We start from the raw sequence: 17,440 nt of genomic DNA, 5'->3' as shown, positions 1-17,440 counted from the left end.
CTTTATTACCTCAGTTTCAGGGTGGCGAGACCGACCAGCACCAGAATCACCGTAATGATCCAGAAGCGCACGATGACCCGAGGCTCGGGCCAGCCCTTGAGTTCGAAATGGTGGTGAATCGGTGCCATGCGGAAGACCCGCTTGCCGGTCAGCTTGAACGAGGCGACCTGGATCATCACCGACAGGGTCTCCATCACGAACACGCCACCCATGATGAACAGCACGACTTCTTGGCGAACGATCACGGCGATGGTGCCCAGCGCCGCGCCGAGGGCCAGGGCACCGACGTCACCCATGAAGACTTGCGCTGGGTAGGTGTTGAACCAAAGAAAGCCGAGCCCGGCACCGATCAGCGCACCGCAGAACACGATCAGTTCGCCTGCGCCGGGGATGTAGGGAATCAAAAGGTACTGGGCAAAGTTCACGTTACCCGAGAGGTAGCAGAAGATGCCCAGCGCGCCGCCGACCATCACGGTCGGCATGATCGCCAGACCATCCAGGCCGTCGGTGAGGTTGACCGCGTTGCTCGAGCCGACGATGACGAAATAGGTCAGCACCACAAAGCCGATCCCGAGCGGAATCTCGATGTTTTTCAGCAGCGGCAGGATCAGCGTGGTTTCGACCGGCGTCTGCGCGGTCATATAAAGGAAGATCGCCGCGCCGAGTCCGAACACCGATTGCCAGAAGTACTTCCAACGGCTCGGCAGGCCCCGCGAGTTCTTCTCGATCACTTTGCGATAGTCGTCGACCCAACCCACCGCCCCGAACAACAACGTGACGGCCAGCACCACCCAGACGTAGCGGTTGGATAGGTCCGCCCAGAGCAGCGTACTGATGGCGATGGCGCTGAGAATCAAGGCGCCTCCCATGGTCGGGGTACCGGATTTAGACAGGTGCGTCTGCGGCCCATCAGTCCGTACGGACTGGCCGATCTGGCGCAGCTGCAGGGTGCGGATCAGCCAGGGCCCCATCCACAGCGAAAGCACCAGCGCGGTAAGCACGCCGAGGATTCCGCGCAGAGACAGGTACTGGAAGACCGCGAAGCCCGTGTGGAAGCGTTGCAGATACTCGGCGAGTAGCAGCAGCATCAATGTTTCTCCATGCCGGACGCAGAAAGCGCAGCGACGACCTTATCCATCGCGGCGCTCCGTGATCCCTTGATCAATATTGTTGTGGCGTTGCCCTGCTCCAGGCGCAACGCATCGATCAGGCTCTGCTGATCGGCGAAATGACGACCGCCGGCTCCGAAGGCATCGACCGCATGCTTCATCAGCGGTCCGACCGCGAACAGGGCATCCACTTTGCCGGCGGCGTAACTGCCCACCTCGCGATGGCCTTGTTCGGCCCAATCGCCTAACTCGCCCATGTCGCCCAGCGTCAGCACGGTACGCCCGGCGAAGCCGGCCAGCACGTCGGTGGCTGCGCAGATGGAGGCTGGGTTCGCGTTGTAGGTATCGTCGATCAGACGAACACCATTGCCGAGCATTTGCGCAACACCCCGCCCCTTGACCGGCTGCAGGCTTTCAAGGCCCTCGACGATATGTTCGCACGCGACACCCAGCGCGTGCGCGGCGGCCGCGGCGGCGAGCGCATTGGCCACGCTGTGTCGACCGAGCAGATTGAGCTGGACACGAGCGGACCCGGACGGGCCGTTCAAGACGAAGTTCGGGCAACCGCGTTGGTCATAAGCGATCGATGAGGGATGAAAGTCCGCCAGAGGGCTTTGTATTGCGAAGCTGAGCACCGATTTTCCGGCCACCCGCTGCTGCCACGTGGCATAGGCGCGGTCGTCGCGATTGAGCACAGCGATGCCATTCACGCCGAGCCCGTCGAGAATCTCGCCTTTGGCTACGACAATTTTCTCAGGCCCGCCAAACTCGCCGACATGGGCGGTTCCGGCATTGGTAATAAGACTGACATCCGGCTGCGTCAGGCTGACGGTGTAGGCAATTTCTCCGAGACGTGAAGCGCCCAGTTCGATCACCGCAGCCTTATGCTGAGGGGACAACTCCAACAGCGTGAGCGGAGCGCCAAGATCGTTGTTGAGATTGCCGCGCGTGGCCAGTACCGCATCGGCGCCAAAGGCGGCGCGCAGGATGCTGGCGAGCAGCTCCTTTACGCTGGTTTTGCCACTGGAGCCGGTAATTGCCGCGACCGGCCCGGTAAAGGCGGCACGGTTCAGCGCACCCAGCTGACCCAGCGCGATGCGGCTGTCGGCCACCACCAATTGCGGCAGCGAAACATCTTCCACGTGCCGCTCGACCAGGGCGGCAACGGCTCCCTTGGCAGCGACCTCGGTCAGATAGGCGTGACCGTCGAAGCGGGGACCGGTGAGCGCCACGAACAACTGTCCTGGCTCAATGGCACGACTGTCGGTGCTGACCGAACTGATCGCCACATCGGCATTCACCAGCCTGGCGGACAGCGACTCGACGAGATCACTCAGGCGAATGGCTTCAAGCATCGGAACCCCTCCAGGCAGCCAGGGCGATCGATGCCTGGTCGAGATCGGAGAACGGCAAGCGCTCTCCTTTGATCTCCTGATAATCTTCATGACCCTTGCCGGCCAGCAGCACTACGTCATCGACATGGCTATCGGCGATGCAGCGGGCGATGGCGTCGGCACGACCCGGAACGAAGGCGGCCCGCTCGGGCGCGCCGAAGCCGGCGCGAATCTCATCGAGAATCTGCAGCGGATCTTCATTTCGTGGATTGTCATCGGTCACCACGACGCTGTCCGCCAGGCGCTCAGCGACCTGCGCCATCAGTGCACGCTTGCCGCGGTCGCGATCGCCACCGCAGCCGAACAGGCACAACAACCTCCCACGAGTATGCGGACGCAGTGCGCTTAGAACCTTTTCCAGGGCGTCAGGCGTATGGGCGTAATCAACTACGACCAGCGGACGCTCACCACCACCCAGACGCTGCATACGCCCGGCAGGACCGTCGATCTCCGGCAGTACGGCGAGGATTTCATCCAGCGGATAGTTCATCCCCAGCAGCGCGCCGATCGCCGCGAGCACATTGCTGACGTTGAAACGGCCAAGCAAGGGGCTGCGCAGCGAGCGTTCACCCTGCGGGGTGATGAGGCGCGCATGTATTCCGTTGTCGTCCAGCCGCGCCTCTGGGCAGTAGAGGTATGCGGAGGCATCGTCCAGGCTGTAGGTGATCAGCCGCGATTCATTTTTTTCAGCAGCAAGAACGCGCCCGAACGCATCATCCAGATTGATCACGCGGCAGCTGAGCTCTGGCATCTTGAACAGCCGAGCCTTGACCTCACCGTAGGCTTCCATGGAGCCGTGGTAGTCCAGATGATCGCGCGAAAGATTGGTGAACACCGCCACATCGAACGCCAGCGCGGCAACCCGTCCCTGATCCAGTCCATGAGACGACACTTCCATCGCAACGGCCCGCGCGCCCTGCTTGCGAAGATTTGCCAGGTTGGCTTGCACACCAATGGCATCGGGCGTCGTGTGCTGGCCGAGTATCAGCTCGCCATGGAAACCGGTGCCCAAGGTGCCGATGATGCCGCAACGCTCGCCCAGGCGATCCAGGGCCTGAGCGACCAAATAAGTGACGCTGGTTTTGCCGTTGGTTCCGGTAACCCCGACTAGGTGCAGACTGCGGCTCGGCTCCCCGTAGAACCGTCCGGCTATCGCCGACAATTGCTCCGCCAGATGACGCACGGGAACCAGCACGGCACTTGCGGCGGTCATTTCCACCGCGCCTTCGGCTTCGTAGGCCACCGCCGCCGCGCCGCGGGAAACGGCATCGGCAATATGCACGCGACCGTCCTGCTGGTAACCAGGCACAGCCAGAAACAGGTCGCCCGGTCGCACCTTGCGGCTGTCGAGGGTCAGCTCACGAATCAAGGTGGCGCTGTCGGCCTGAGGCAGCAACTGATTCAACGGCATCGGCATCAGATCCGTCCTCCCTTGACCTTGGCCGCCTCGGCGGTTTGAACATCTGCGGGTGGCGGTAGGTTGTCTGGCGCAACGTTCATCAATCGCAACGCACGAGCCGCTACTTTGCCGAACACCGGTGCGGCGACCAGCCCGCCGTAATAACCGCCCTCGCTGGGCTCGTCGACCACGACCACGACCGCAATACGCGGATTGGAAACCGGTGCCACTCCGGCGAAGAATGAACGATAGGCGTCCTTGGTATAGCCGCCGGTTCCGGATACTTTTTTCGCCGTGCCGCTCTTGCCAGCCACGTGGTAACCCGGGACCTTGGCGCGGGTGCCACCGCCGCCCTCTTCCTCGACCACGGACTGCAACATCCGCAACACTGTGGTGGAAATCGTCTTGTCGATGACTTGCACGCCTTCCTGCGGCTGGTCCAGACGCAGCAACGACATGGGTACGTTGTTGCCTTCGTTACCGAGTACGGCGTAGGCATGAGCGAGCTGCGCCGCCGTCACCGACAAGCCGTAGCCGTACGCGAGCGAAGCAGTCTCCGCATCTCGCCATTTGCGGTGATTGGGAAGATTGCCGACGCGCTCGCCTGGAAAACCGAGACCGGTGGCCTGACCGAACCCTGCCTGCTGCATGATGGTGTGCACTGGCTCCGGACCGATATCTAACGCGATCTTGCTGATTCCGACGTTGCTGGACTTCATCAGAATGCCGGTCAGGTTGAGCATGCCCCCGCGGGAAACGTCGCGGATGGTGTATCGGCCGATACGCATCCAGCCCGGCAAGGTGTTGACTACCGACTCCGGCTGGTACTTACCTGTGCCGAGCGCTGCGGCAATACTGAAGGGCTTGACCGTCGAACCAGGCTCGAACACGTCGATCAACGCACGATTGCGCATTGCCGATGGCTGCAGATTGCGGCGATTGTTGGGGTTGTAGGTAGGCTGGTTGGCCATGGCGAGGACTTCGCCGGTTTGCACATCGACCATCACCAGACTGGCAGCTTTGGCACCGTGCTCCTGCACCACTTTGCGCAGCTCGCTATGAGCCAGATATTGCAAGCGTAGATCGATGGACAACGCCAGCGCCTTGCCGGGCTTGGCGTTCTTGACTACCTGCACATCCTTGATCAACCGGCCACGGCGGTCCTTGAGAACCTGACGCTTGCCGGGAACGCCGGCCAGCCACTCGTCATATGCCAGCTCCAGGCCTTCCCGGCCACGATCGTCAATATCCGTGAAGCCAACCACATGCGCGGCAACCTCGCCGGCGGGATAGAAGCGACGGAACTCCTCCTGGGCATACACGCCCGGAATGCCGAGATCCAGTACACGCTGGCCCTGTTCGGGTGTCAGCCCACGCACTAGGTAGATGAATTCGCGCTCGGCTTGCTCCTTGAGGCGCTGCTGAAGCGCGACCGGTTCTTGGCCTAGCGCTTGCGCCAGCTCTGGCCAACGCGTTTGCGCAGCCTGAAGCTCACGCGGATTACCCCAAAGCGTCGTGACCGGCGTGCTGACTGCCAAAGGTTCGCCGTGGCGATCTGTAATCAAGCCGCGATGCGCCGGGATAGGAATGTGCCGCACACTGCGAGCGTCACCTTGGTTCTGCAGAAAGCTCTGATCGATCACTTGCAGATCGACGATACGCCACGCAAGGGCACCGACCATCAGCGCCAGCAACGCCAGGACGATACGAAAGCGCCACGGATACAGCGCGCCTTGGAGCTTCATTGAGCCACCAGCCTGACATCAGCCGCTTCCGGGATGAGCATCTTCAACTGCTCGGTCGCCAGCGTCTCGATACGGCTATGCGCCGTCCAGGTGCTCTGTTCCAGAATCAAGCGACCCCACTCGGCCTGCGCCTTGTCGCGCACGCTGAGTTCGCCATACAGCTCGTTGAGAAGTTGGCGGTTCCAGTGCGCGCTATAGGCAACCGCGATCGCCGACAAGAGCACGGTAATGAACAGCACCAGCATCATCAGGCTGCCGTTGGGCATGGCGCGTCGTAGCGTATTCACCGCAGCTTCTCCGCAACGCGCATCACGGCACTGCGTGACCGGGGGTTGGCTTTGACCTCTTCGGCGGATGCGTACTGCGGCTTGCCCAACAGTTTCAGGCGTGGCACGAACTTCTCAGGAATGATCGGCAGGTCGCGGGGCAGGTTGTCGGCTTCGCCCTTGGCGTGGCGGCGCATGAATTGTTTGACGATGCGGTCTTCAAGCGAATGAAAGCTGATCACCACCAGCCGGCCACCGACATCGAGCGCCTCGAGAGCAGCCTCGAGCCCGACCTCCAGATCACCGAGCTCATTGTTGATAAAGATGCGCAGCCCCTGAAAGGCGCGAGTCGCCGGATTCTTGCCTTTTTCCCAGGCGGGGTTGGCAACGGTCAGCACCTGAGCGAGATCGGCCGTACGCTCGAACGGGCGCTCGGCTCGCCGTTGCACGACGGCGCGCGCCATGCGTTTGGCAAAACGTTCTTCGCCGTACTCCTTGAGTACCCGAGCGATATCTTCTTCGCTGGCCGTGGCGATCCAATCCGCAGCACTGACTCCGCGACTGGGATCCATGCGCATGTCGAGAGGGCCATCGTTGAGGAAACTGAAGCCGCGCTCCGGATCGTCCAGCTGTGGCGAGGACACCCCGAGGTCCAGCAGCACGCCGCTCAACGTACCGGTCCAGCCGCGCTGCGCGACTTCGGCCCCGAGCTCGGCGAAACTTCTCTGCACAACGACAAAGCGGCCATCCTCGGCCGCCAATGCTTGCCCCGTAGCGATTGCTAGCGGGTCTTTGTCGAATCCTAGCAAACAACCCTCAGGCCCAAGCTGCCGCAAAAGAAGGCGGCTATGGCCTCCGCGCCCAAAGGTGCCGTCCAGATAGCGGCCATCCGGGCGCACAGCGAGCGCCGCAACGGCCTCGTCGAGCAACACGGTGACATGGTTATAGCAGCTGGTCTGGGTCACAGGATTAGATCACGCAATGCTTCCGGCAACGCGCCGGGTTGTTTAATGGCCGCCAGATCCGCATCTGCTTGCGCGTTCCAGTCGTCCTCGTTCCATAGGCTGAACTTGTTGAGCTGACCGACCAGCATGGCCCGCTTGTCTAGGCCGGCGTATTCACGCAGGCGTGGCGGCACCAACACACGCCCGCTGCCGTCCATCTCCAGATCTACCGCGTTGCCAATGAGCAGACGCTGCAACCGCCGGCTCTCCTCATTCAGCGATGGCAATTCACGAAGCTTGGCTTCGATTTGCTCCCACTCGGGAAGTGGATAAATGCAGAGGCAGCGGTCTACGGCGTCGATGGTGATGATCAACTGGCCTTCACAACGCGAAACGAGCTCGTCGCGATACCGGCTGGGCATAGCTAGCCGCCCTTTGGCATCGAGACTGATGGCGTTTGCTCCGCGAAACACGGCTGCGCTTCCTCTGAATTTAGCTATCCGTATCCATAATTACCCACTTCACTCCACTTTTTACCACTCGTGCGCACTATAGAAATGCAGCAGCCCCACCGTCAAGGTGAGCCTGAGCGGAAAAAGCCTTACGGAACGGCAATTTAGCGAACGAGAGGGGAATGAACGGTCAAGCGACAAACTTGCAAGACGATCTTTTACAGGTAAACCAAAAGCCTGCCCCACAAAGTTAAAGTACTTTGTTAAGAGCAATAATATTTTGGACTAACAGAAGGGGTATTACGGGGGAAGAAGTCGGAGAGTCGATCTGTAAGCCGGGTTCTGTCGAGGACAGTCATTCCTCTACGACAGCCATCGCTGACTGCCTCTAGCAACCTACCCGGATCCAGCGCGGGCCACGCCAATGGATCCCTATTTGGTCTTGCTCCAAGTGGGGTTTACCTAGCCACGGACTGTTGCCAGCCGCGCGGTGCGCTCTTACCGCACCTTTTCACCCTTACCGGCGCCGAAGCGCTTAGGCGGTTATTTTCTGTGGCACTTTCCGTAGGCTCACGCCTCCCAGGCGTTACCTGGCACTTCGCCCTATGGAGCCCGGACTTTCCTCCCTCCCTTTTTGCCGGAACAAAAAGAGACAGCGACTGTCTGATCGACTCTCCGGGCGCTAGGGTACTGTGCACGTCCCCAGCCTGCAAGCTGAAGCCTGCAAGCTGACAAATCTCGCCGACCGAGACGCCTGCGAGCATGAAGGCGGTTCTATTCCGAACTCTTTTCTTGCAACGCAAGCTGGTAAAGCACGTTCTTTCTGGCACCGGTTATTTCGGCGGCCACGGCTGCCGCACGCTTCACAGGCAACTCCGCCAACAACAAACGCAGCACACGAAGCGCATTCGCATCGATCGCCCCTTCGCCTTGTGGCGCCTGCCAGCCGCCCACCACCAGCACGCATTCGCCACGTTGTTGATTGCTATCGGACGCCACCCAGACGCGCAATTCAGCCAACGGCAATCCTTTCAGCGTCTCGAATGTCTTGGTCAGCTCACGCCCCAAAACAGCAGGCCGCTCTGGACCGAACACTTCCTCCATGTCGGTCAGGGAATCGAGAATACGATGTGGCGCCTCATAGAAGATCAGCGTCCGCGGCTCCTCTCTCAGAAGCTCAAGACGAGTACGACGCGCGACCTGCTTTGCCGGCAGAAAACCTTCGAAGATGAAACGGTCGGATGGCAAACCCGCAGCGGAAAGCGCTGCAACAAGTGCACAAGCGCCGGGCAGCGGAACAACTCTTATACCGACCGCACGCGCCTGTCTGACGAGGTGATAGCCGGGATCGGAGATCAACGGCGTGCCGGCATCGGAAATCAGCGCCACATTTTCACCAGCCAGAAGCCGCTTGATGAAGCGACCACCTTCGTCCCGTTCGTTATGCTCATGACACGCTGCCAATGGAGTGGAGATACCGAAGTGCTGCAACAGACGAGCCGAGTGACGTGTGTCTTCTGCCGCGATCAGGGCCACCTCGTTCAGCACGCGTAACGCCCGAGCACTGATATCTTCAAGATTCCCGATAGGCGTGGCGACGACATAGAGCGTGCCTGCAGCGGAATTCACATCATCTGGCGCAGTCACAGGGCGTACCTCAGTCACGGAAAAACGCGCATTGTAGCCCGTTTAGCGGTCACGACATCGCAGCCCCTGCAACCCTTGGGTACAATCCGCCGACACTCGCAGCGCCTCCAGGAATGATCACATGATGGCTCGCTTTCGCCCGTTTCTCTTCTTATGCATTGCCGCCGTGCTTTCGGCCTGCGCCAGCTCGCCGTCCTCTACCCTGGGCGAGCTGCCGCGCACTCCGCAGGCGTCGACACAACAATTGCTGAAGGAAGCCGATGCCAGCGACCCGGCCGAAGCTGCACTGTTGCGTTTATCGGCTGCCGACCAGAGCATCCAGCAAGGCAACCAGGCGCAGGCTCGGCAGATACTCGAACAAATCGATATCGAGCAGTTGATGCCGGCTCAGCAGATGTTTGCCAAAACCCTGGAGGCGGAGCTGGCAATAGCGGACGGAGAGCCACAGCGCGCCCTTCAAGCCTTGCAACATCCCGCATTCCGACGCCTCGCGGAGCTGCCGGTAGATCAGCAGCTGCGCACCCAACTGGCGCGCGCGCAAGCATTTGAAGCCAACGATCAGCCCCTCGACGCGGCGCGCGAGCGCACTTTCATCGCACCACTCCTAAGCGGCGAAGCAGCGGAGCGGAATCATGAAGCGATCTGGTCGCTGGTATCGAGCCTGCCGGCAGACCAGCTGCAACCGACCGCAGACGTGGATCTTTCCGGCTGGTTAGCGCTTGCCGCGACGGTAAAACAGGCCGGAACCATAAGTCAGCAGCAGCGGGCGATCGACGCCTGGGTGCAGCAGAACCCCAACCATCCCGCCGCACGACGCCTGCCCGAGTCGCTGGTAAAACTCCGAGAGCTGGCAGACAAACCGCTGACCCACGTAGCGTTACTGCTCCCCATGGATGGCCCGCTGGCTAGCGTAGCGCGTGCACTGCGTGACGGTTTTCTCGCCGCGCATCTGGAAGCACAGCAAGATCTGAAAATCGAGCTGTTCGACAGCTCCCACCTATCTTCGCTCGATGACTTCTACCGACAGGCAGAGGCGTCGGGGGTCCAGCTGGTCATTGGCCCGCTGGACAAGAAGATGGTGCACCAGCTGGCCGACCGCGAGCAGCTGCCGATAACCACCCTTGCTCTCAATTACAGCGACGCGAACCAGAAGGCGCCGCCTCAGCTGTTTCAGTTCGGCCTCGCTGCAGAGGACGAAGCGCGCGAGGTTGCGCGCCGCGCCTGGGCCGATGGGCATCGCCGTGCAATAGCTTTGACGCCGCGGGGCGACTGGGGCAATCGCGTCTATGACGCGTTTCGCCAGGAGTGGCAGGAACAAGGTGGAACCGTAGTTGCTGCCGCGCCGCTGGCCGAACCCGTCGAACTGGCCAATCAAATTGCCGACCTGCTGCAGGTACGCAGCAGCGGCGCTGCATCACAGCCATCGCGCCGCCAGGATGTCGACTTCCTGTTCCTTGCAGCGACACCGCAGCAGGCGCAGCAGGTCAAGCCCACCCTGATATTCCAATATGCCGGAGATCTGCCCGTATACGCGACCTCTCATCTGCACGCCGCAACCGATAATCGCACCCAATACCTCGATCTCGAAGGTATCCGGTTCACCGAAACACCCTGGCTGCTGAATCCCCAGCTGCCCCTTCGCCAGGAAATCGAACGCAAATGGCCACAAGCGCGGGGAAGCCTGGGCAGGCTATACGCCATGGGTGCCGACGCCTATCTGCTCGCACCGCGCCTGAACCAACTGCTAGCGTTGCCGGAAACACAGCTCGACGGCCTGTCCGGCACGCTCAGCATCACCCCCGAGCAGCGAATCGAGCGACGCCTACCGTGGGCCGAATTCCACGATGGTGAAGTCCAACCGCTCGCGGACACTCCCTATTGAGCGCAACCAGCAAACAGATCAGCGGACAGCTCGCCGAAGAATTCGCACAGCGCCACCTGCAACTTCACGGACTGCGCCTGCTTTGTCGAAACTGGACATGCCGCAGCGGCGAGCTTGATCTGGTCATGCTCGATGGCGATACAGTAGTATTCGTCGAGGTTCGCTACAGACGCCACGCCGCATGGGGTGGTGCTCTCGAAAGCGTCGACTTGCGTAAACAGCAGAAGCTGATCAAGGCAGCCCAGCTGTTCCTGCAGAAGGAGTCCCGCTGGGCGAGGCACCCATGCCGCTTTGACGTGGTCGCCATAGGGGCGACAGCGGACGCCTCGGAAAAGCCCAACTGGATCCGAAATGCGTTCGACAGTTGATCAGAGCGCTCCGCCGCGTACCGCCAAAACCGCATCTGACCAATTTCCTTACGGCGCGGCCCAAGCAGCCCAGCCCGTCACCTGAAGGTTAAACTCCGATGGACATGCAATCCCGTATACGTCAGCTCTTCCACGCCAGCATCGAAACCAAGCAGAACGCCATGGAGGTGCTCGCCCCTAGTATCGAGCAGGCCGGACAGGTAATGGTCAACACGCTGCTCAGTGAAGGCAAGATCCTGACTTGCGGCAACGGTGGATCGGCGGGCGATGCACAGCATTTCTCATCAGAGCTGCTGAACCGCTTCGAGCGGGAGCGCCCCAGCCTGCCTGCGATAGCCCTGACGACCGACAGCTCAACGCTGACCTCCATCGCCAATGACTACAGCTATAACGAAGTTTTCTCGAAGCAGATCCGCGCACTGGGTCAGCCGGGCGACGTGCTGCTGGCGATCTCCACCAGCGGCAACTCCGCGAACGTCATCCAGGCGATCCAGGCTGCGCACGATCGCGAAATGGTTGTCGTCGCGCTCACCGGACGCGACGGCGGAGGAATGGCGTCGCTGCTGCTGCCAGAGGACGTCGAGATTCGCGTTCCGGCGAAAGTGACCGCGCGCATCCAGGAAGTTCACCTGCTCGCTATCCACTGTCTGTGCGATCTGATCGACAACCAACTGTTCGGGAGCGAAGAATGAAATCGGTTCGACTGCCTGTATTCACGCTTGCACTGACCTTGGCCGTAACCGGCTGCAGCTCAGTTCTCACCGCCACGCGCGACGATCCCATCAACGACAACCGTGGAACCCGCACGATCGGCAGCAAGATCGATGATTCCCTAATCGAAACAAAAGCAGCCGTGAATATCGCTAAGGCTCATGCCGATCTGGACAAAGCGTCGCATATCGTCGTTGCCAGCTACAACGGAGTGGTGCTGCTGGCCGGCCAGACGCCACGGGAAGAGCTGAAGCAAATGGCCGAACAGGCCGCCAGTTCGGTACAGCGCGTCAAACGAGTACACAACGAGCTTCAGGTACTGCAGCCCTCATCGGCACTGGCCCGCAGCAATGACTCTTGGTTGACGACCAAGATCAAGGCGCAAATGCTCACGGACGAGAACGTTCCCGGCTCGCGCATAAAAGTCATCACCGAGAACGGCATTGTCTATCTGCTGGGGCTCGTCACTCGTCAGGAAGGCAACCGTGCCACAAACGTGGTGCAGGGCGTCTCCGGCGTACAACGCATCGTCAAACTGTTCGAATATATCGACTGAAGGCAGCTCCAAGCCAGCATGAGCGGCGCCATAGCTCCGCCAGCTGAGTGCTCTTTCGCTCTTGCTTCAGGCTTGCCGCTTGGAGCTTGCAGCTGCTTACTTAACGACCTTCAAACTAGGACGGCCCGCAGAGGCCGGGCGTGATGGTGCGCCTGCTCCAACCGAGGCATCATCGGTGGGCGCATCGTCATCCGGCGGCGTCGGCTCAATCTCGAATACCATTCCCTGCCCGTTTTCCCGCGCATAGATCGCCATGACCGCCGCGGAAGGGACATGCAGACTATGCGGAACGCCACCAAATCGGCCTTCGAACGTAATCGTCTGGTTGCTCATCTGCAGGCCACGAACCGCACTGGGTGCAACATTCAGCACGATCTGGCCATCGCTGGCAAAGCCATCAGGCACCTGAACACCCGGATAGTCGGAATTGACCAGCAGATGTGGAGTGCAATCGTTATCCACGATCCACTCATACAACGCCCGAACCAGATAGGGACGACTTGAAGTCATATGCAGCCTCTCTTAGCGCATGCCGCGCTCAACGGCGGATAGACTGACCTGGAAGGCCTCGCGAGCGAAATTGGTTTCCATGTAATCGAGCAGCGGCTTTGCAGCCCGGGGCAACTCGATACCGAGTTTGGGCAAACGCCACAGGATAGGCAACAGACAGCAATCCACCAGACTGAACTCTTCACTCATGAAATAGGGCTTTTCGGCGAATACGGGCGATACGCCTGTAAGGCTCTCGCGCAGCTCCTTACGAGCCTGCACCCGAACCGCCTCTGTGGTTCGGCGATCGAGGATTCGGTCCACCAGAGCACACCAGTCCCTTTGAACTCTATGCGCCAGCAGCCGGGTATTGGCCCTTGCAACGGGATACACCGGAAGCAACGGCGGATGCGGATAGCGCTCCTCCAAGTACTCCGTGATTACGCCTGGCTCATACAAAGCCAGATCACGATCCACCAACGTAGGCACGCTGGCGTATGGATTCACTTCTGTCAGCCTGACAGGACAACGCACCGGATCGACGTCGATTATCTCGGCGTCGACACCTTTTTCGGCAAGCACATAGCGCACCCGATGCGAATAATGATCGGCGGGATCGGAATAGCAGGCCAACCGGTTGGTCACGGCCATAGGGTCCCTCCTCATTGAAATTTATGGCGCAGCAGAAAAAAACGCGCGCCCAAAAGGGCGCGCGCAGGGTACCGCATAACAGCGACGGATCAGTGGACGTCTTTCCAGTATTCCCGCTTGAGCAGATAGGCGAATACGAAGAAGACCGCCAGGAACAGCAGCACGTACGTACCGATGCGCTGGCTTTCCAGCTTGACCGGGTTGGCCGAGTAGGCCAGGAAGGTCACCAGATTCTTGATCTTCTCGTCGTACTCCGCTTCGGTCAGCTCACCGGTGCCCGGCACAACCGTCATTGCGTTGCAGTCTTCATGCGTGATCGGCGTACCCGTCAGCGGATCAAACTGCTTGCGGCCATCCTCGACAACCTGGACCTGCTTGCAGGCAACCGACTCCCCTTCCGGCAACTTGCTCGGCAGGACCTGACGGCCTTGCAGCGGCGCCAGGACGTGCGGCATGCCCACGTTAGGGAAGACCGTATTGTTGACGCCATACGGGCGCGCCGGGTCTTCGTAGAAACTGCGCATGTACGAGTACAACCAGTCATTGCCACGCACTCGTGCCACCAGCGTCAGATCCGGCGGAGCCGCGCCGAACCAGCCCTTGGCATCATCCGGCTTCATACCGATTTTCATGTGATCGCCAATCTTGGCGTCAGTGAAGACGATATTGTCGAGCATGACTTCTTCTGGAATACCCAGATCTGTCGCAACACGCTCATAGCGCTGGTACTGCGCGCTATGACAACCCATGCAGTAGTTGGTAAAGGTTTTCAGGCCGTCCTGCAGCGCTACCTTGTCAGTCAGATCGATATCGACTTCATCGAGGTGAACGCCGCCACCAGCGGCGAAACCAAATGCCGGCACCAGTGCAAGAATCAATGCAGCAAATTGCTTTTTCATCAGCCAGCCACCCTTTGCGGAACTACTTTGGTCTTCTCGAGCTTGGTGTAGAACGGCATCAGGATGAAGTAACCGAAGTAGATAGCAGTACAGATCCGAGATACCAATGTGCGCTCAGGAGTAGGAGACAGCACGCCAAGCACGCCGAGGATGACGAAGGAAATACAGAACAGCACGAGAGCTACCTTGCTCATCCAGCCCTTGTAGCGCATGGACTTGACTGGGCTACGATCCAGCCATGGCAGCACGAACAGCACAGCGATCGCGGCACCCATGGCGATTACGCCCAGCAGCTTGTCCGGAACGGCGCGCAGGATCGCGTAGTAAGGCGTGAAGTACCAGACAGGCGCGATGTGCTCGGGCGTCTTGAAGGCGTTCGCCACTTCGAAGTTCGGCTTCTCGATGAAATAGCCACCCATTTCAGGGAAGAAGAACACGATGGCGCAGAACACGAACAGGAACACCACCACACCGACAATATCCTTGACCGTGTAGTAAGGATGGAACGGAATGCCATCGAGCGGCACGCCAGCCTCGTCCTTGGTCTTCTTGATATCCACACCCATCGGGTTGTTCGAACCCACTTCGTGCAGTGCCAGGATGTGCAGAACCACCAGGCCAAGGATCACGATCGGCAGCGCGATGACGTGCAGCGCGAAGAAGCGGTTCAACGTGATGCCGGAGATCAGGTAGTCACCGCGAATCCACTGGGTCAGGTCAGCACCGATGACAGGAATCGCACCGAACAGCGAAATGATTACCTGGGCGCCCCAGTAGGACATTTGGCCCCAAGGCAGCAGGTAGCCCATGAAAGCCTCGGCCATCAGCGCCAGATAAATCATCATGCCGAAGATCCACACCAGCTCGCGCGGCTTCTGGTAGGAGCCGTAGAGGATGCCGCGGAACATGTGCAGATAGACGACGACGAAGAACGCCGATGCGCCAGTGGAGTGGAGGTACCGGATGATCCAGCCGTATTCCACGTCCCGCATGATGTATTCGACGGATGCGAATGCACCTTCGGCGGACGGCTCGAAGCTCATCGTCAGCCAGATGCCGGTGAGAATCTGGTTGACCAGAACCAGCAACGCCAAGGAACCGAAGAAGTACAGAACGTTGAAGTTCTTCGGTGCGTAGTACTTGCTCAGGTGGTCTTCCCACATCTTGGTCGCGGGGAAGCGCGCATCGACCCATTCCATGAACTTGCTCATCACGCGCTCTCCTGATCCACGCCGATGACGACCAAAGAGTCCGTCTCGTAAGTGTGAGGGGGAACCGGCAGGTTCAAGGGCGCAGGCTGGCCCTTGTAGACGCGGCCAGCCATGTCATATTTCGAACCATGGCACGGGCAGAAATAGCCACCGAGCCAATCGGCACCCAGATCAGGCGCCGCAACTTCCGGACGGAAGGACGGGGAGCAACCGAGGTGAGTGCATAGTCCGACCACAATCAGTACTTCCGGCTTGATTGAGCGAACCGCAGGATCAACATAGGTCGGCTGTTCGGAAGCTTCGGAATTCGGATCGGCGACCGTATCGGTGAGTTTGCCCAGATTGGCCAACGCCTCCTCGGTACGACGCACGATGAACACCGGCTGACCGCGCCACTCGGCAACCATCTGCTGACCTGGCTCGATCTTGCTGATATTTACCTTAACCGGTGCACCGGCTGCCTTGGCTTTGGCACTCGGGAACCACGATCCCACGAACGGGACCGCGGCACCCACCGCTCCTGCAGCACCTACTACCGAAGTAGCGGCTACGAGGAAGCGACGCCGGCCAGCATTCACGCCGTCATTGCTCATTCAGTCGTCTCCCATCAGTTTCTTATGGCCTACCGAAAGCAGGCGTCTACTACGTGCGTCTACCGTAAAACTAGGCCGCGAAAAAATTCGCCAAATGGTAAAGAAAAGCCCCTTGCATGACAAGGTAATAACCGGACACAACTAGGCGCCAGGCCCCGAAAGTCGGGACTTCTTAAACGCGACACGCTGTCGCATGGGTGAAAATCAGCCCATAAAAAAACGCCCAGCTTCGTATGAAGCTGGGCGTTTTTTGTGAAGCGGATTAGCGCTTCGAGTATTGCGGACGCTTACGCGCTTTACGCAGACCGACTTTCTTACGTTCAACTTCGCGAGCATCGCGAGTAACGAAGCCAGCTTTGCGCAGAGCAGGACGCAGTGTTTCGTCGTAATCCATCAGCGCACGAGTAATGCCGTGACGGATGGCGCCAGCTTGACCACTTACGCCACCACCAAGAACGGTAACGTAGATATCGAACTTCTCGACGGTTTCGGTCAGCTCCAGCGGCTGACGAACCACCATGCGAGCGGTTTCGCGCCCGAAGAAGTTGTCCAGCTCACGGTTGTTGATGGAAATCTTGCCAGTGCCCGGGCGCAGGAACACGCGCGCGGTTGCAGTCTTGCGACGGCCAGTGCCGTAATTTTGAGTCGCCGACATAATGAACTATTCCGTTAAATCTTCAGTTCTTGGGGCTGCTGAGCGGTGTGCGGATGATTGGCACCCTTGTACACCTTCAGCTTACGATACATGTCGCGACCCAGCGGGTTCTTAGGCAGCATGCCTTTGACCGCGGTCTCGATCACACGCTCTGGCGCCTTGGCGATCAGCTTCTCGAAGTTGATCGATTTGATGCCACCCGGGAAGCCGGAGTGAGAGTAGTACATCTTGTCGGTGGTTTTCGCACCGGTAACACGCACTTGCTCAGCATTGATAACAACGATGTAGTCACCGGTATCGACGTGAGGGGTGTATTCCGCCTTGTGCTTGCCACGCAGGCGGCTAGCGATTTCGGTTGCCAGACGACCCAGGGTCTGGCCGGCAGCGTCGACGACGAACCAGTCGCGCTTGACGGTTTCCGGTTTAGCAGTAAAAGTCTTCATTCGTTATAGCCTCAGGGGCCGCCCTG

The 17,440-nt window shown here is 59.8% G+C and carries 19 protein-coding genes and 1 other RNA gene; 4 read left to right on the top strand and 16 right to left on the bottom strand.

Annotated elements, in window-relative coordinates:
* Positions 1–5: 5 nt before the first annotated feature.
* The 9 genes from mraY to rsmI form a co-directional block, all read right to left on the bottom strand.
* Entirely contained in the window at positions 6–1,088 is a 1,083-nt protein-coding gene (gene mraY / locus GYM54_RS18250) for a phospho-N-acetylmuramoyl-pentapeptide-transferase (RefSeq protein WP_181100147.1), read from the bottom strand.
* A complete protein-coding gene (murF, locus tag GYM54_RS18245) occupies positions 1,088–2,464 on the bottom strand; it encodes a UDP-N-acetylmuramoyl-tripeptide--D-alanyl-D-alanine ligase (protein ID WP_197445800.1) in 1,377 nt (458 codons plus the stop codon). Before murF ends, mraY begins: the two co-directional genes overlap by 1 nt.
* Positions 2,457–3,920 carry a UDP-N-acetylmuramoyl-L-alanyl-D-glutamate--2,6-diaminopimelate ligase gene (locus GYM54_RS18240; RefSeq protein WP_197445799.1) on the bottom strand — a complete coding sequence of 488 codons (1,464 nt, stop codon included), beginning with the start codon at positions 3,918–3,920 and terminating at the stop codon, positions 2,457–2,459. Before GYM54_RS18240 ends, murF begins: the two co-directional genes overlap by 8 nt.
* Entirely contained in the window at positions 3,920–5,647 is a 1,728-nt protein-coding gene (locus GYM54_RS18235) for a penicillin-binding protein 2 (RefSeq protein WP_181100141.1), read from the bottom strand. The genes GYM54_RS18240 and GYM54_RS18235 overlap by 1 nt, the downstream gene beginning before the upstream one ends.
* On the bottom strand, positions 5,644–5,913 hold the full coding sequence (ftsL, locus tag GYM54_RS18230) for a cell division protein FtsL (RefSeq protein ID WP_131650049.1): 270 nt from the start codon (positions 5,911–5,913) through the stop codon (positions 5,644–5,646). Before ftsL ends, GYM54_RS18235 begins: the two co-directional genes overlap by 4 nt.
* A 17-nt stretch (positions 5,914–5,930) precedes the next feature.
* Positions 5,931–6,878 (bottom strand): 16S rRNA (cytosine(1402)-N(4))-methyltransferase RsmH, encoded by a 948-nt coding sequence (gene rsmH / locus GYM54_RS18225; protein WP_131649947.1) that lies wholly within the window; start codon positions 6,876–6,878, stop codon positions 5,931–5,933.
* Positions 6,875–7,330, bottom strand: a complete 456-nt coding sequence (mraZ, locus tag GYM54_RS18220) for a division/cell wall cluster transcriptional repressor MraZ (RefSeq protein WP_131649946.1) — start codon at positions 7,328–7,330, stop codon at positions 6,875–6,877. The genes rsmH and mraZ overlap by 4 nt, the downstream gene beginning before the upstream one ends.
* A 294-nt stretch (positions 7,331–7,624) precedes the next feature.
* Positions 7,625–7,984, bottom strand: an RNA gene (gene rnpB / locus GYM54_RS18215) — RNase P RNA component class A.
* Positions 7,985–8,083: 99 nt separating this feature from the next.
* Positions 8,084–8,956 (bottom strand): 16S rRNA (cytidine(1402)-2'-O)-methyltransferase, encoded by an 873-nt coding sequence (gene rsmI, locus GYM54_RS18210; protein ID WP_131649945.1) that lies wholly within the window; start codon positions 8,954–8,956, stop codon positions 8,084–8,086.
* A gap of 121 nt (positions 8,957–9,077) precedes the next feature.
* On the opposite strand from rsmI, the gene GYM54_RS18205 reads away from it, so the two are divergent.
* The 4 genes from GYM54_RS18205 (at position 9,078) to GYM54_RS18190 (ending at position 12,473) form a co-directional block, all read left to right on the top strand.
* Positions 9,078–10,838, top strand: a complete 1,761-nt coding sequence (locus GYM54_RS18205; RefSeq protein WP_197445798.1) for a penicillin-binding protein activator — start codon at positions 9,078–9,080, stop codon at positions 10,836–10,838.
* On the top strand, positions 10,835–11,206 hold the full coding sequence (locus GYM54_RS18200; RefSeq protein ID WP_131649944.1) for a YraN family protein: 372 nt from the start codon (positions 10,835–10,837) through the stop codon (positions 11,204–11,206). The genes GYM54_RS18205 and GYM54_RS18200 overlap by 4 nt, the downstream gene beginning before the upstream one ends.
* Before the next feature lie 98 nt (positions 11,207–11,304).
* Positions 11,305–11,898: a phosphoheptose isomerase gene (locus GYM54_RS18195; protein WP_181100137.1), complete on the top strand. Its 594-nt coding sequence runs from the start codon at positions 11,305–11,307 to the stop codon at positions 11,896–11,898.
* Positions 11,895–12,473 carry a BON domain-containing protein gene (locus tag GYM54_RS18190; protein WP_131649942.1) on the top strand — a complete coding sequence of 193 codons (579 nt, stop codon included), beginning with the start codon at positions 11,895–11,897 and terminating at the stop codon, positions 12,471–12,473. The genes GYM54_RS18195 and GYM54_RS18190 overlap by 4 nt, the downstream gene beginning before the upstream one ends.
* A gap of 96 nt (positions 12,474–12,569) precedes the next feature.
* Here GYM54_RS18190 and GYM54_RS18185 read toward each other — a convergent pair whose 3' ends face one another.
* The 7 genes from GYM54_RS18185 to rplM all read right to left on the bottom strand — a co-directional run bounded on the left by GYM54_RS18185 (position 12,570) and on the right by rplM (position 17,414).
* Positions 12,570–12,983: a ClpXP protease specificity-enhancing factor gene (locus GYM54_RS18185; protein ID WP_131649941.1), complete on the bottom strand. Its 414-nt coding sequence runs from the start codon at positions 12,981–12,983 to the stop codon at positions 12,570–12,572.
* 12 nt (positions 12,984–12,995) lie between these two features.
* Positions 12,996–13,613, bottom strand: coding sequence for a glutathione S-transferase N-terminal domain-containing protein (locus tag GYM54_RS18180; RefSeq protein ID WP_181100135.1), 618 nt, complete (start codon positions 13,611–13,613; stop codon positions 12,996–12,998).
* Between the two features lie 89 nt (positions 13,614–13,702).
* Positions 13,703–14,512: a cytochrome c1 gene (locus GYM54_RS18175; protein WP_131649939.1), complete on the bottom strand. Its 810-nt coding sequence runs from the start codon at positions 14,510–14,512 to the stop codon at positions 13,703–13,705.
* Positions 14,512–15,723 carry a cytochrome bc complex cytochrome b subunit gene (locus tag GYM54_RS18170; RefSeq protein WP_131649938.1) on the bottom strand — a complete coding sequence of 404 codons (1,212 nt, stop codon included), beginning with the start codon at positions 15,721–15,723 and terminating at the stop codon, positions 14,512–14,514. The genes GYM54_RS18175 and GYM54_RS18170 overlap by 1 nt, the downstream gene beginning before the upstream one ends.
* On the bottom strand, positions 15,723–16,316 hold the full coding sequence (gene petA, locus GYM54_RS18165) for a ubiquinol-cytochrome c reductase iron-sulfur subunit (RefSeq protein ID WP_131649937.1): 594 nt from the start codon (positions 16,314–16,316) through the stop codon (positions 15,723–15,725). Before petA ends, GYM54_RS18170 begins: the two co-directional genes overlap by 1 nt.
* 262 nt (positions 16,317–16,578) lie before the next feature.
* Positions 16,579–16,971, bottom strand: a complete 393-nt coding sequence (gene rpsI / locus GYM54_RS18160; RefSeq protein ID WP_131649936.1) for a 30S ribosomal protein S9 — start codon at positions 16,969–16,971, stop codon at positions 16,579–16,581.
* A 14-nt stretch (positions 16,972–16,985) separates the two neighbouring features.
* On the bottom strand, positions 16,986–17,414 hold the full coding sequence (gene rplM / locus GYM54_RS18155; RefSeq protein ID WP_019342644.1) for a 50S ribosomal protein L13: 429 nt from the start codon (positions 17,412–17,414) through the stop codon (positions 16,986–16,988).
* Positions 17,415–17,440 lie beyond the last annotated feature (26 nt).

It is taken from the genome of Pseudomonas sp. MTM4, assembly GCF_019355055.1.
Classification (GTDB): Bacteria; Pseudomonadota; Gammaproteobacteria; order Pseudomonadales; family Pseudomonadaceae; genus Stutzerimonas.
This window is presented reverse-complemented; position numbering and strand designations above follow the sequence as displayed.